13 protein-coding genes are annotated in these 14,258 nt (G+C 70.1%); 6 read left to right on the forward strand and 7 right to left on the reverse strand.

All coding sequences use genetic code 11. From position 1 onward, the window contains the following. The first annotated feature begins 8 nt into the window (after window positions 1-8). Together JKJ07_RS15135 and arfA are read left to right on the forward strand one after the other, a co-directional pair. On the forward strand, window positions 9-839 hold the full coding sequence (locus JKJ07_RS15135; RefSeq protein ID WP_307834270.1) for a carbohydrate ABC transporter permease: 831 nt from the start codon (window positions 9-11) through the stop codon (window positions 837-839). Next, window positions 836-2,320 carry an arabinosylfuranosidase ArfA gene (gene arfA / locus JKJ07_RS15140; RefSeq protein WP_307834271.1) on the forward strand — a complete coding sequence of 495 codons (1,485 nt, stop codon included), beginning with the start codon at window positions 836-838 and terminating at the stop codon, window positions 2,318-2,320. Before JKJ07_RS15135 ends, arfA begins: the two co-directional genes overlap by 4 nt. Here the strand turns inward: arfA and JKJ07_RS15145 are convergent, their stop codons facing one another. The 4 genes from JKJ07_RS15145 to JKJ07_RS15160 all read right to left on the reverse strand — a co-directional run bounded on the left by JKJ07_RS15145 (window position 2,321) and on the right by JKJ07_RS15160 (window position 7,743). Next, entirely contained in the window at window positions 2,321-3,472 is a 1,152-nt protein-coding gene (locus JKJ07_RS15145; protein WP_202992151.1) for a caspase family protein, read from the reverse strand. It abuts the gene before it with no gap. Further along, window positions 3,469-4,140 (reverse strand): hypothetical protein, encoded by a 672-nt coding sequence (locus JKJ07_RS15150; RefSeq protein ID WP_202992152.1) that lies wholly within the window; start codon window positions 4,138-4,140, stop codon window positions 3,469-3,471. The genes JKJ07_RS15145 and JKJ07_RS15150 overlap by 4 nt, the downstream gene beginning before the upstream one ends. 11 nt (window positions 4,141-4,151) lie before the next feature. Beyond that, on the reverse strand, window positions 4,152-6,575 hold the full coding sequence (locus JKJ07_RS15155; protein WP_202992155.1) for an nSTAND1 domain-containing NTPase: 2,424 nt from the start codon (window positions 6,573-6,575) through the stop codon (window positions 4,152-4,154). Between the two features lie 265 nt (window positions 6,576-6,840). Beyond that, a complete protein-coding gene (locus tag JKJ07_RS15160) occupies window positions 6,841-7,743 on the reverse strand; it encodes a M28 family metallopeptidase (protein WP_202992156.1) in 903 nt (300 codons plus the stop codon). A gap of 53 nt (window positions 7,744-7,796) precedes the next feature. Between JKJ07_RS15160 and JKJ07_RS15165 the strand changes: the two genes are divergently transcribed. After that, window positions 7,797-7,967, forward strand: a complete 171-nt coding sequence (locus JKJ07_RS15165; RefSeq protein ID WP_202992157.1) for a hypothetical protein — start codon at window positions 7,797-7,799, stop codon at window positions 7,965-7,967. On the opposite strand, the gene JKJ07_RS15170 is transcribed toward JKJ07_RS15165, so the two are convergent. Both JKJ07_RS15170 and JKJ07_RS15175 read right to left on the reverse strand, forming a co-directional pair. Further along, window positions 7,964-10,939 (reverse strand): MGH1-like glycoside hydrolase domain-containing protein, encoded by a 2,976-nt coding sequence (locus tag JKJ07_RS15170; RefSeq protein ID WP_202992158.1) that lies wholly within the window; start codon window positions 10,937-10,939, stop codon window positions 7,964-7,966. The genes JKJ07_RS15165 and JKJ07_RS15170 overlap by 4 nt on opposite strands. A gap of 63 nt (window positions 10,940-11,002) precedes the next feature. Continuing rightward, on the reverse strand, window positions 11,003-11,437 hold the full coding sequence (locus JKJ07_RS15175) for a GNAT family N-acetyltransferase (protein ID WP_202992159.1): 435 nt from the start codon (window positions 11,435-11,437) through the stop codon (window positions 11,003-11,005). 322 nt (window positions 11,438-11,759) lie between these two features. On the opposite strand from JKJ07_RS15175, the gene JKJ07_RS15180 reads away from it, so the two are divergent. From JKJ07_RS15180 to JKJ07_RS15190, 3 genes are all read left to right on the forward strand, one after another. After that, on the forward strand, window positions 11,760-12,149 hold the full coding sequence (locus JKJ07_RS15180) for a hypothetical protein (RefSeq protein WP_202992160.1): 390 nt from the start codon (window positions 11,760-11,762) through the stop codon (window positions 12,147-12,149). Window positions 12,150-12,219: 70 nt separating this feature from the next. Continuing rightward, the gene (locus JKJ07_RS15185; RefSeq protein ID WP_202992161.1) at window positions 12,220-12,732 is read left to right on the forward strand and encodes a DUF4240 domain-containing protein; all 513 of its coding nucleotides are present in this window, start codon (window positions 12,220-12,222) and stop codon (window positions 12,730-12,732) included. A gap of 60 nt (window positions 12,733-12,792) precedes the next feature. Continuing rightward, entirely contained in the window at window positions 12,793-13,215 is a 423-nt protein-coding gene (locus JKJ07_RS15190; protein ID WP_202992162.1) for a hypothetical protein, read from the forward strand. Here the strand turns inward: JKJ07_RS15190 and JKJ07_RS15195 are convergent. Next, window positions 13,124-14,254 (reverse strand): acyltransferase family protein, encoded by a 1,131-nt coding sequence (locus JKJ07_RS15195; protein ID WP_202992163.1) that lies wholly within the window; start codon window positions 14,252-14,254, stop codon window positions 13,124-13,126. The two genes, JKJ07_RS15190 and JKJ07_RS15195, sit on opposite strands and share 92 nt — an antisense overlap. Between the last annotated feature and the right edge of the window lie 4 nt (window positions 14,255-14,258).

Genomic DNA, 14,258 nt, shown 5'->3' on the forward strand with positions numbered 1-14,258 from the left:
CTCGGCACGTGGGAGCCAAACTCCTGCTGCTCGCGCTGTGCGGCTATTTCCTCGTACCGGTGTGGTGGCTGCTGGTGGCCAGCACGAAGAACGCCGAGGGCCTGTTCTCGGGCTCGGGCGCGTTGTGGTTCAACGGTTTTCACCTGGCCGACAATCTGCGCGACCTCTTCACCTTCAACAACGGCGAGTTCGTACGCTGGCTCGGCAACTCGGTGCTGTACGCGCTGGCCGGCGGGATCGGCTGCACCGTCATCTCGGTGCTGGCCGGTTACGGGTTCGCCAAATACACCTTCCGCGGCCGCAATCTGGTCTTCGCGATGGTGCTCGGCTCGGTCATGGTGCCGTTGACGGCGCTGGTCATTCCGACGTTCGTGCTGATGTCGAACGTCGGGCTGATCGACACGATCTGGGCGGTCATTCTGCCGTCGCTGCTGAGCCCGTTCGCCGTCTATCTCATGCGCGTCTACGCCGCCGGTTCGGTGCCCGACGAGTTGCTCGACGCGGCGCGCATCGACGGCGCCGGGGAACTGCGCACCTTCGTCCGGGTGGCCCTGCCTTTGATGCGGCCCGGCGTGATCACCGTGCTGTTGTTGTCGATCGTCACGACGTGGAACAACTACTTCCTGCCGCTGACGATGCTGTCGAGCTCGAAACTGTTCCCGCTGCCCGTCGGCATCGGCCTGTGGACGCAGTTGGCCAGCTCGAACAACGCCGGCGGGCAATCGCTGTGGAACCTCATCATCGTCGGTTCGCTGGTGTCGATCGTGCCGCTGATCGTCGCCTTTCTCACCCTCCAGAAATACTGGCAGGGTGGACTCTCCGTCGGGAGCCTCAAGTGACCCTGCGTGCCTCGCTGCACCTCGACCCCGCCCGCGTCGTGGCCCCCGTGTCGCGCCGGACCTTCGGCTCGTTCGTCGAGCACATGGGCCGGTGCGTCTACGGCGGCATCTACGAGCCGTCCCACCCGTCGGCCGACGCGGACGGCTTCCGGCAGGACGTGCTCTCCCTCGTACGGGAAATGGGGGTTTCGCTCGTGCGGTATCCGGGTGGCAATTTCGTCTCCGGATATCGCTGGGAGGACGGGATCGGCCCGGTCGAGTCGCGACCCGTGCGGCGCGATCTGGCCTGGCACAGCCTGGAGACCAACGAGGTCGGCATCGACGAATTCATGCGCTGGGCCGCACAGGCCGGTGTCGAAGTCATGTACGCCCTCAATTTGGGCACCCGGGGCGTGCAAGAAGCGCTCGACGTCCACGAGTATCTCAACCAGCCCGAGGGCACCCACCTGTCCGACCGGCGCGGCGGAAAGCCGTACGGGATAAGCATGTTCTGCCTCGGCAACGAGATGGACGGCCCGTGGCAGACCGGCCACAAAACCGCCCACGAGTACGGTCGTCTCGCCGCCGAAACCGCCCGCGCGCTCCGCTCCGCCGAACCCGGCCTCGAACTGATCGCCTGCGGCAGCTCGAATTCCGCCATGCCCACGTTCGGCGCATGGGAGGCCACGGTCCTCGAATTGGCGTACGACGCGGTCGACTACATCTCGGCCCACGCCTATTACGAGCCCCTCGACGGCGACCTGGCGTCCTTTCTGGCCTCCGCCGTCGACATGGACCACTTCGTCACGAGCGTGACCGCCACCGCCGACAGCGTGGCCGCCCGCCTGAAATCGAAGAAGCGCATCAACATCTCCTTCGACGAGTGGAACGTCTGGTATCTCAGCCGCTTCCAGAACGCCCCCACCCCCACGGAATGGGAGGTGGCCCCCCGAGTCATCGAGGACCACTACAACGTCACCGACGCCGTAGTAGTCGGCAGCCTCCTCATCTCCCTGCTCCGCCACAGCGACCGCGTTACGGCGGCCTGCCAGGCTCAGTTAGTGAATGTCATCGCCCCCATCCGCGCCGAGTCGTCGGGCCCGGCCTGGCGCCAAACCACATTCCACCCGTTCGCCCTCACGTCCCGCCTAGCCACCGGCGAGGTCCTCGACATCCAAATCGATTCCCCCACATACGCCACCCCCCGCTTCGGCGACGTCCCCGTGATAGACGCGGTAGCCACCCACGAACCGGGCTCCCTCACGGTCTTCGCCGTGAACCGCAGCCAGAACGAACCCACCGAGCTGACCTTCTCCGTCGGCGGCGCCCCGGAACTGGCCGAGGCGTGGTTGTTGGCCGATGCCGATCCGACCGCGACCAACACCCAGGAGAATCCGGATCGCGTGATCCCCCAGCCGTTCGAGGACATCACCATCGACGGCGACACGATTCGCGTCACGCTGCCACCGATCGCGTGGGCCGCGATCCGTCTCACCACCTGATCAGCGCCGGGGTAGGGGTGCCCGCAGCGCCTCGATCAGGCGAACGAAATCCCGCGGCGCGCGGCGTGGGTCGGCCAGGTCGAGGGTGGTCAGCAGTTCCAGGCGTACGGGCAGATCGTCGGTCGGCACGATCAGGATCGGCAGGACGCGGTAGGCGCCCTCCCGTACGCCCAGGGACTGCGCCAGCACGTTCTCGAAATCGGCTGTGTTGTCGGCCAGGTAGGTCGGGGACAGGACGATCACGGTGCGCTTGGCGGCCCGGATTCCCCGTTCCGCGTTGACGATGTGGGGGACTCCGGGATCGCCGGACGCGCCGGAGACCGCTAGGCGTAGGCCTTCTCGTTCCAGGCGGGGCACCAGCACCTCCCACACCCAGTCGGCGTCCGACGTCCGGTCGGCGTAGCTGATGTAGGCGTCGTACGGGAAGCCGTCGCTCGGAGCGGGAGCCGGGGCGGCGGCGTGCCGGGCGATCGGGAAGTTCTGTTCGAGGCGGGCCTTGAAGACCGGATGCTGGGCCGGCTGGTCGCGGGTGACCCGTGGCTGGACGAACTCGAACAGGTCCAGCACCCGGATCAGGCCGTCGCCGCCGGTGACGCCGCCGCGCAGGCCGGCCAGCAGGTGCTCGGTGAAAAGGCTGTGGGCGTGACCCGGCAGGACGTACGACAGTTCGTCCTCGCGCGACGCGGCCATGATCGCCCGGCCCGAGGCCAGCCGCTTGAAGAACGACGCATCGGGGCCGGCGCCCGCGGAGTGACAGCAGTCGAGGATCACCAGCACGTCGGTCGCCGGGACGGCCTCGAGCGTGGCGCCCAGCGAGCCTCCGGAGATGGCGGTTCTCGGCAGGCGCCGCGGGTCGGCGTCGATCGGGAACAGGAAGTTGCCGATGGCGTGACCCGAGAAGTAGAGCAGGACAGTGGACCCCGGCCGGGCGGCGCCGGCGAGGCGGTGCAACGCCGACGTGATGGCGTCTCGGGTCGCCTCCTGGTCGAGCAGCAGGGTCACCCTCGCGGCCGGGTATCCGCCGTGATCGGGGTCGGTCAGGACGTCCCGCATCGCCCGGGCGTCGGCCCGGACGGCGGCCGGAAGCGCGGGAAACCTTTCGTAGTCCGCGATTCCGACCACCAAGGCATGCGTGTCATCAAGGCTGGTCACACCCTTTTGATCCTCCGGAACCGGCCGTAGAACGTATACGTCGCGGTCTTCTCCGTCTCGCCGTGCACGGCCAGCAAACCGGCACTGTAGGTGTCGCTGGCCTTCTGCCCGGCCGATCGGCGGCTCGACCTCGACCCGGACCGGAGCCGGGCCGTGCCGGCGTTCACCACGATGTGCCCGCTCTCGTTGCGGCCGGTGGTGTTCTGCCAGACGTCGTAGTGCCTGTTGGGAACCTTCGTCCGTACGCCGTAGATCACCATGACGCTCTCGTCGGCCATCGCCTCGGCGGCGCGGCCGGTCGTGGCGGTGTCGCGGGATTCCACCGGGCCGACGCTGAAGGTCAGGCCCTCGATGTCACCCTGATCGTCCGGCCCCGCGTCCCGATCCGTGATCTGGCGCTGGTCGGGCAGGTGCGCGACGAAATAGCCGGCCTCCATCTCGCTGATGGCTTCGAGGTGGTTCGCCAGACCGCGGTCGCTGGGCTCGCTCACCTCGATGTGCAGGGCGAACTCCTGGTCGATGCTGCGCATGCGGTGCAGCGCTCGGGAGACGATCCGCGCGCCGTCGACGACCGGTGGGGCGAACCGGAGCGGGCTCATCCGCAGCATGTCGTCGAGCGGATCGGCCGCGTCGTCGTCGTTGTACCTGGGGTCCTCGGGCTCGGTCATCGTCGTTCACCTCATTCGTCGGTCGCGGCGCAGCGGAACCCGATGTCGCCGTCGAGCATGGTCGCCTCGGCCCCCACCGCGTAGGACATGTGCGTCGCCCCGTCGTAGCGCCCGCCGCCCTTCACGGTCAGCACGTTGACGCGGTCACGGCCGTTCCAGTCGCCGAGGCGGTTCAACTTCGTGTCGTCGCCGGGGCCGTACCGCACCGCGGTGGCCGCCCATTCCTGCACGTTGCCGGCCAGGTGGCTGATGCCCTCGGGCGTGTTCCCACCCGCGTACCGGTTGTCGTCCACGGCCGCGAGCGGCGGCGCCGCCGACTCGCCGAAGGCCGTGACCAGGCGGCTCGCGTCGGGCTCGGCGGTGCCCCACGGATACGGCCGGCCCTCGGTCCCACGCGCCGCCCGTTCCCACTCCGTCTCGGTGGGCAGCTGGCGGCCGACCCACCGGCAATAGTCGGCCGCCTGATAAGCCGTCACGTACACCACCGGCCGGCCCCGATCGCCGTCGTAGTAAGCGGAGTCGATGAGGGGCTGGACCGGCTCCAGGCATCGACCGGCCCGCACACACAGCCGGAACTGGCCGTTGGTCACCTCGTGGACGTCGAAGCGCAGCGGCGGCAGCGTGACTGGAGACGGTTCGGTGCCGATGAGCGCGGTACCGCCCGGAAGCAGCACGGTAGGGCCGAGCCGCCGAGCCTCGTTGCGCCACCGCCACTCCTGCACCCGCGGGACGGCCAACCAGACGGTGCCGGCCAGGAAGACGAGCACCAGTGCGGCCAGAGCGCCGTGCCGCGCCGCGCGCCAGATCCGGCCGACGCGCAGGAAGCGGCGCTCCCTGAGCCCCAGCTCGTGCGGATAGCGTCGCCGCCAGTCGAGGGCCTCGGCCAGCCGGCGGCCGCGATAGAGCGCCCCCCGCTCGCGCCCCCTCCCGGCCCAGTCGTCGGCGTCGCGGGTGATGCGGCGGCGGGTGAGTTCGTCGGCGCGGTTCTGGTCGACCCATTCGCGCAGCGTGGGCCAGCCGCGGATCAGCTGTTCGTGAGCCAGGTCGGCGGCGTCGCCGTCCAGGGTGAGCAGACGGCGGTCGGCCAGGTGGCGCAGCGTCGGCTCGAAGTCGTCGTTGTCGGAGGCGCTGCGCAGGGCGGCGACCGGCTGCCGGCGGCGGCTGTCGCCGTGGTCGTCGCTCAGGTGGACCAGCCGCAGCAGGATGCGCCGGGCGATCGCCTGCCGGGCGGGAGGCAGCCCCGCCAGCGCGGCGTCGGCCCGGATCGCCATCGCGGTGGCCAGACCGCTGCGGCCGTCGGTGCCGAGGGACTCGTACGCGCGGGCCGTCAGCAGGCGACGGGACCGGCGCTCCCACAGCAGCACCAACGTCTCCTGCAGCAGCGGCAGCACGCCGGGCTCGCCGACGGCGTCGTGCGTCAGGCGTTCGATCAGCACCGGCTCCAGATGGACGCCCACGTCGCGGGCCGGGCGGGCGATCGCCTGGCGCAGTTCGGGCGCGCCGAGCGGCACGATCTCGAAGCGTTCGCCGGGGCCGAGGGGCCACAGCGGGCTCGTCATCAGCTCGGCGTAGTTGTTGGCCCGCATCAGCAGCATCAGCGTGCAGGAGCCGGAGTCGCGCAGCACCGCCAGCGCGCGCAGGAACCGTTCGCGCTCGCCGGGAGTGGCCTGGACGAAGACCTCCTCGAACGGGTCGATCACGAGCAGCCCGGGACTGCCGTCCAGCGCCGGCTGCAGAGCCTCGTACGGGTGGGCGCCGGGACGCATCGTGCGGATGGACCAGCCGCCGTCGCCGGCCAGCCGGGGGAGCAGGCCGCCCGCGACGAGCGACGACTTGCCCGAGCCGGAGGGGCCCGCGACGAGCAGGAATCGTTGCTGCCTGACCCGCTGGGCCAGTTCGTCGATCTCGCGCTCCCGGCCGTAGAAGAACGGCGCGTCGGCCGGGCCGAAAGCCACCATTCCCGGATAGGGGCAGGCGACCCTTTCGGCCGGGGGTTCCGCCACTTTCAGCAGATCGCGCAAGCGGCCGATCTCGGCACTCCAGCGATCGGGATTCGTGCAGTCCAGGCGGACCCGATAAACGATGTTGAGCGGCAGTTCGCACGGGTGCAGGACCAGCGGAATGACGCTCTCCGGGTCGGTCACGCCGGCGTGCGTGGCCAGCGTCCCGCCGAAGACGGCCCACTGATCTGTCAGGAATGCGTCGGAGAGCACCAGCACCGTGAACTGCGCATTCCGTACGGCCTGGGCCACCTCGTCGACGACGGCGACGCCCGGCCGGAACGATTCCTCGGTGAGGACGGCGCCGGTGGGAAGCCCGAGCTCGGGGCGCAGGAAACCGTCGACCCACTCCCTGTCGGCCTGCGAATGCAGGATGAACAGGGTAGGCCGGGCGGCGTCGGCCGGGACGCGGGATCGGGTTTCCGACGAACTCATGTCGACATCCGGAAGAGAGATCAAGAATGGCGATCAGTAGGACTTTTATGGGCCTCTAAGTGTCCTGAAGCGGAGGCTCGCACGCCTGCCGAAAAGCGTCAAGAAGATAAGCGACTCCGCATGCGGACGATCACCGACGGGGACCGGGGCATTGCCGTCCAGGCGGTATTCGGCCGTGAACGTCGTGCGGCCGCGGCGCAGGCGACGCGGGCCGCCTCGACCGCGGCGACGGTGGCGGACCCGTCAGGTCGATCGTCACGGCCGCTCAGTTCAGCGCGGCGGCGACGGCGGCGGCGTTCATCCGGAGGATGGCCTCGGCCACCGTGAGATCCAGCCCGGCGAGCGTGTCCCGGGGCGTGTGCTCGTCGGTGTTGAGCTGATCCTCGCCCTCGATGGTGAGCACCGCGGGCAGGCCGGCGTCCAGGAAGGACACGTGGTCGGAGGCGAACGGCTCGAGCGAGACGAACACCTCCAGGCCGGTGTGGTCGTGCGCGGCCCGGGCCAGGGCGTCGATCACGGGCTGGGCGACGGGCGCGCCCTCCAGCAGCACCGAGGGGGTGGCGGTGTTGCGGCGGCCGATCATGTCCATGTTGACGGCCATGGTGATCCTCGACCGCTCGGCCGGGGCGAGACCGGCCACGTGCACGCGGCTTCCGTGCAGGCCCTGCTCCTCGCCGCCGAACAAAACCACGCGCAGGTCGTGGGTGGCCTCCGCGGTGGCCAGCACGCGGGCCAGTTCGAGCGCCCCGGCCGCGCCGGAGGCGTTGTCGTCCGCACCGGGCGCCGGCGCCGAGACTCCGCCGGCCTGGTTGACGGAGTCGAGGTGGGCCATGACGTAGACCAGCCGGTCACCGGGGCCGGGCCGGTCGGCCACGACGTTCAGCGTCTCCCGGCCGCCCACGGCAACCGGCTCGGTGCGGGTCGCGTAACCCAGGGCGGCCAGCCGGTCGGCGACCTGCCGGGCCGCGTCGCGGTAGTGCGGCGAGAACGAATGCCGGGTCGGGTGGGCGGTGAGCTCCTCGAGGACCTCGCGGTAGCTCTCGATCGAGATCTGGTCGGCCGGGCCGGCGGCGCGACGGGTGGCGGTCGCCGGGCGGGGGAGCCGCACCGGCCGGGGTCGCGGGTCGGACCGGCGACGGCAGCCGTCGGCAGGTGTGACTGCGTCCATAGGGCAGTCTAGGCCCGTACGGGGGTGTGGCGGCCATCCCCCACACTGCGGGCATGGAGATCTTGATCGTGGTAGCGGTCGTCGTTGTCTTCGTGCTCGTGGTCGCGCGCGCCGCCAAGAAATCGGGGCGCCGGGGTGGCGGGGACAGCGGCGGCTACTACAGCGGCAGCGACTCGAGCGACAGCGGCGGCGACGGCGGTGGCGGCGGGGGTGGCGGCGACTAACGGGTCCGCACCGTCACCCGGTTGAGCGCGAGCGTGCCGGCGTCGAGGCGCAGCCCGAACGCGGGGGCGCCGGTCACCGAGGCCAGCGGCGCGGTGTGGATCAGGCTCCACGCCCCGGCGCGCTCGTGCCAGGTGGTCAGCGTGCCCGAGCGGGCCAGAACGGCGAACCTGTCCCCGGCCTGCCACTGCACATTCGCGCAGCAACCGCCGTCCGGCTGGGCAGCGCCGTCGACCCGCACGTCGGCGCCGGACGTGCCGAAGTGGTTGTTGTACCAGGCCAGCGCGTTCGTGGCGGCGCCCGAGGAGAGGCCCAGGAACAGGCTGTCCTCGGGGGAGGAGCCCGCGAACTTGGCCGGCTCGACGATGACCGCGGTGCCGTTGGCCGAGGCCGCCACGGGTGCGGCCAGCACGGCGAACGAGCGGGAGTTCGCGGCGGCGGTCAGCGTGCCCCCGGCCACGGTCAAGGCCGGCGACGGCTCGGCGGCCGGGTGGTCGATCCGATACTGGGCCACGCGGTCGGTCGAGAAGTCGTCGTCCCACAGCGTCACCGGGTAGTTGTCCGGGTTGAACTGGTACGACGTGGGCAGGACAGCCGCGCTGACCCCGGCCCCCGATCGGGCCAGCAACCGCACGGGCAGACCCGCCAAGGGATCCGCACTGCCCGGCACCGTCACGTCCCACGTCGTCGCCAGCGTCGCACCGGCGTTCAAAACCGGGACCTGCGCAGCCGTACGCGGCCGGGCCGTCCATCCGCGAGGCACCTCGAGAGAGACCCGTACGTCGGGAACTGTTTTCGACGCGGTGACGCGCGTCTGCACGGTCGTTGTCACCCCGGCGTCGACGGCCAGGGAATCGGCGCCGAATCGCGCGGTCAGCCGGGAATCGGGCTGCCGCCACACCTGCAGGGCCGTAATGCCGACCGCACCGCCGCCATTTCGTGTCGGCGCGACTCGCAGCCGATCGGTCGTCAGCGGCGGGTCCACGACAATGCGATTGATGGCCCGGCCCACCGGCGTGGAAGGCGAGCGCTGCTGCCCGGGAACATCCACCCAGGCCCCACCGGAATTCTGATACTGCAACGCGTACGCATCCGGAGTGCGCACACCGCCGCCGTCGTCGTAGAAATCGATCCGTACGTCGGAAACCGCGGTCGGCGCACCGAGGTCGACGGCCAGCCAGTCCGACGCGTTCGGCGACTGCCACGTGGTCCAGCGGGTGCTCGGCACGTCGAGGTGGAAATCCTGCCCGTCGATGGCGTTCGCGGCGCTGTCGGCCGGCCACGTGTACGACGCCGACGCCCGCGGAAAACCGGTTTCCCGTACGTTCGCGGCATCGTCGGCAAGTTCCGGCTGACCGGCGGCCGATACCGCGGATCCGACCGCCACCCGCACATCGCCGAGGGTGGCCCGTGACAGTTTCCGCACCCCGTCGACCCAGACCTGCATTCCGGCGCCCCGGCCGTAAACGCTGCCGTCCCGGTCCCACAAGACCGTCAGGTTGCGACCGTGATAGGGCACGTTCTCGACCGCGAAATGGTTCCACGCCGACGGCACGAGCGGCGCCACCCGTACGGTGTCGTCGCTTTGCGGCCTGATGCCGAGCAGCCCCGACAGCACCAGATCGGTGTAGGTCGAGTGGTTGTAGTCCTCGGAATGCCCGGCGCCGTCGTAGATCCAGCGGTCCTCGTCCGGATGGTGCGCCTCGGCCACGTACGGCTGGCCGTTCTTCCTTTGCGTGAGGGCATATCCGCGCAGAGTCGCCGTGTAGTCGTCCTTGCTCACATAGGACTGGGCGGGATAGTCGAGCAGCTGGTTGGCCAGCGCGGTCAGGGTCTGGCTGGTCGCGAACGGCCAGCTCGGCCCGTCCCAGCGGCAGCAGCCGTTGAGCGCCTCGTGCATGAACCACCGGCTGCGGCGCTCGGTGGTCGTCGGCCCGTACGGCGCGGCGAAGCCCTGCGGATCCGTCAATTGCTGCCAGGCCACGGATTTGCCGGCCGCGGCCATGTGGAAATACCACGGGATGAAGCCGATCTGCTCGCGGTCGGCGATCCGCGTGTCCTGCCCCTTCATCACGTGCTTGTAGAACGAGCCGTCCCACAGCACGCGGTCGGTCGCCGCTTTCAGTTGTGCGGCCTCGTCCTCGTAGCGCTGGGCCGCCGCGGTGTCGCCGGTCTTGCGCTTCAACAGGGCCAGGGCGCGGGCATCGCCGTACTGGTAGGCATTGAGGGTGGGCCGATAACCGTCGCCGCCGTGATAGGGGTCGCTGCTCTGATACGAGCTGGCGGTGAACTCCATCGCGTCCCACACCGGCGTCTGCCAATAGACGCCGCGGGCCGCGTCGAAGTTGGTGCGTTTCCAACCGGCGTACTGCTTCTCGAGCGCGGCCATCCGGTCGGTCAGGAACTTCCAGTCACCGGTCACCTCGGCCCGCGCGACGGCCGCGTCGACCGCCCAGAACGAATACTGGTGGGCCCAATCCGTCGTGTTCTTGTTCAGCTCCTCGGTGGCCGGCTTGGCCTCAGATCCGGAGCCGGTGAGCCAGTAATCGAGGTAGTCGTCGAGATAACGGCGGTCGCGGAGCCAGCGTCCCTCATAGAGGTGATGCCCCGCCGCGGCGTCGATCCCGCCGAACGGCGCCGAATAGCCGACCGGCCCGAGAAACTCCGAAACGATCCAGCCGTCCTTGGGCCCCGTGTATTTGAGGGCCTCCTTGAACGTGCGCCACCGGTAGTAGTACGTCTTCTCGATCTCGGCGTCGGGCAGGTCGACGAACGGAATATTCGCCTCGTACCAATCCGGCTCCGGTGTATTGCCGAGCAGCGCCCGGTGGTCGAGGAAGGTGGTCGTCGTCCCCGCCGGCGGATAGAGCGGCGGCGGGGAAACGGCGGCCTCGGCCGGGGAGCCGGGAGCCAGCAACCCCCCGATCAGCCCGAGCACGGCAATGGCACCGAGACGCTTCCGACCAATCACCATCGCACGTTCCCCAGAGCCGAACGACCAAGAATGCCCAAAGTCAAACATCGGCACCCATCAACGTCAAGCGCGACCGCGAATCATGAAGACGTCGACCGTGTCCTCGCGTTCGACGGTGAACCCGTGCCGCTCGTAAAGGCGCCGGGCCGGGCTGCCCTGCAGCACGTTGAGCCGGATCGTTGTCCGGTCGCGACCCGCCAGCAGCCACGACAGCACCGCCGAGCCGAGGCCGCGTCCCTGCACGCGCGGCTCGAGATAGAAGTGCTCCAGCGAGTGCCCGTCCGCGGCCGGCCGCAGCGCCACGCAGCCGGCAAAGCCACCGTCCACCTCGACGATCCAGGTGTGCGAAGGCTCGTACGCGTCCCGCAGCCGTTGCCGCACCCGGTGCTCGTCAAAACGCCCGAGCCGCTCCAGATCAGCCCGCAACACCAAGGCCCGCAACTCGGCGATCACGTCGACATCCCCGATCGACGCCGCCCTGACCCGCCACTCCACCATGATCGGCAGCCTACGGCGACTGCCGCCGCCCGAACGTGTCACCCGCATTTGACCTTGGTTTCTGGGGGTAGTGGTAGTTCGGTGCGTGGCCTTTTGGTCGTCACCAGCCGGGGCTGCTCGGTCGCTCGGCCTGGTGTGACTTGCTGCCCCTGCCGTACGCATGATCCGGGGGCATTGTCGCTGGGCCGGGTGGCGTCGGTGAGACCGCTGACAGGGACCCGGCCACCCATTCCTGGGTAGGTCTCTTCGTAACGTGGCTGCCGGCAGTCCGAAGCTCAGGCATGGTGGCCGATCCCATGATGGACGTCGTGGGGACGAAGACGTGAGCGACGAGTACGGCGTGTTCCTCGGCCTGGTCGTCGGCAAAACCGGCCATCACGCGGTCGCATTGGACTCGGCGGGCAAGGTTGGCTGCGCCAGGGCCAGCCGGTCGAAACTTACCGAGATTGCTGAGCCGCGGGCGCACCGCATGGACGCATGCCTGGTCGAGCAGATCTTCGCCGCGCTGGGCATCGAGACACTGGTCGTTCCCGGCACCATGAGCGCAGAGCATCCTGCCGAAGCTGGCGGACCAGCATCCTCGGTAAGCATCCACCCAAGGGCGGTAGCAACCGTACCGGTGTCAAGCTGCCTTGCGAATGACAGCCGCGGCCAAATCGACGGCGCCGCCCCTCAAAACGCCGGGCGCGGGCGCGGGCCGCCGTCGGAGTAAGCGAGTCTCGCGGTCATCGAGCCCATGAAGCCTCCCGGAAAATGCGCACCCTGCTGCTACGGTCCGCCGCGTGGACGAGGACAGGTTCTGGGCGATCATCGGGGCGACCCGGGAAGAGGCCGGAAGCGACTCGGCCCGCGTCGCGCGGCTGCTGTTCCGGCGTCTCCGCGTCCTCGGTCCGGCCGAGGTGGTCGAGTTCGTCCGGTGGTGGGAACGGGCCCGGTCGCGGCTGTATTCATGGCCGGTGACCGACGCGGCCGCCGTGCTGCTCGGGCCGGTGGACGAGGACGACGAGGAGCTGGAGCGCATCCAGGACTGGATCATCTCTTACGGGCGGGAGACGGTCGACCGCGTCGCCCGGGATCCGGATTGCCTCGCCGGCCTCGTCGCGGACCGGGGGAGTGCCCGCGCCGATTCGTTCGAGGAGTTCCTGGCGGAGGCGCACATGGTCGTGGCCGGAAGCTGGCCGCCCGACTACGACCCCGACGGGCCGGACGATCTGGTCGGTGAACAAACGGATCTCGGTGACCCGGAGGCCGTCCGGCGGCGGTTCCCGCGGCTGGCGGCGCTCCGCGAGGAGTGACGAGACCGGGCTGCTCCGCGTTGGTGTTCTCGACAGCTCACCAACACGAAGGAGTCAGCAGTGCGGTCTCTTGTCATCGCGTTCGCCGCCGTCGTCGGCCTGGGGGTCGCCGCGGCGCCGGCCTCGGCCGCCGGCAGCAATCAGTTTCGGCTCAGTGCGGGCAGTGTCGTCGGGTACGGCATGTACGAAAACATGATGAGCATTCCGGAGCGGCCCGTGCCGCCGTTCCGGATCACCGGGACCATGGCCGGGCGGAGCCTGTTCCGCTGTGCCGTGATCCAGGTCGGGCAGAGCGGCCCCGCCGACGGTCTCGAATGGCGCACGTTCGGCAAGCACTGCGGGCCGGGGCGGAGTAGCTTCCGGGTGCAGGCGTCGTACATGTTCCGCGGGGTCAAGCCGCCGGTCCGGCTTTGTGCGGGCGTGACGCCGGCGCAGGCCGAGCGGGGCCGCCAGTGTGACCTGTATCGGCCGTCGGCGGACTGACGCTCTGCGGGCCCGGCTTTTCGAGGACGGCCGCGAACAGCCGGGCCGCCGCCAGACACAGGGGGACCGCCAGAAAAACCGTTTCCCCGTACGCGGTCAGGCCGGTCCCGCGGTGGACCAGCGCGACGATCGGCATGTGGATCAGATAGAGGCTGTACGAGTATCCGCCCAGCGCCCGCAGCGGCCGGCAGTCCAGCACCCGTACGAGTCCCGCCGGTCGACGCCCCGCGACGGCCGCCAGGAACAGCGCGATCGCGGGTCCCACGGCCAGGTCGAGCCAGTAGTAGTGCGTGACCGTCCACACCGGGCCACGAAACACGATCAGGGCCAGCACCGGGGCGGCGGCCAGCGCGGCCAGCAGGGGCCGGGCCCGCATCCCCGCCGCCAGCACGCCCAGGGTGAACAGCGGCGCGAGCTCCCACGTGTAGCCGGTCGCCCGCGCCCCCGTGGCCAGCTCCGGCACGAGCAGTCCGGCCGCCACGACCGGCACGGTGACCACGACCAGCGTCGCGATCGCGCCCAGCCGCCGCCGGGCCAGCAGCACAAGCGGGAAGGCCAGATACAGCCCAGCCTCGACCGCGATCGACCAGAACGCGCCGTTGGGGGCGGGCGCGGCCACGAAGTCCTGCAGCAGCAGGGCGTAGACGACCATCGACCGTACGGTGGGCGGCTCGCTGAGCGGCAGAGCGGGCAGGCACGCCGCGAGCGCCGCGCTGAGAACCAGAGCGACCCAGTACGCGGGCAGGATGCGCCGGGCCCGCCGCCGGAGGTAACGCCGCAGGCCGCCCAGCCGCCAGCCGTTGCGGGCGGGCGCGAGGGCCAGCGAGAAGCCGGACAGCGTGATGAAGACGACGACCGCGAACCGGCCGTGCACCAGCCAGCCGAGCCACCCCGGGCCGGTGTTGGCCGGGTAGCCGGGGAACGACAGCAGCCAGCAGTGATGCACGACGACGTAGAGGGCGGCCAGGCCCCGCAGCCCGTCGAGCCCGGCCACCCGATGGTCGTCCTGCACGATCCGCTCCTGGGGATGAGGGCGCACGCCA

Origin of the sequence: Paractinoplanes lichenicola (assembly GCF_016785085.1) — a bacterium.
Lineage (GTDB): Bacteria > Actinomycetota > Actinomycetes > Mycobacteriales > Micromonosporaceae > Actinoplanes > Actinoplanes lichenicola.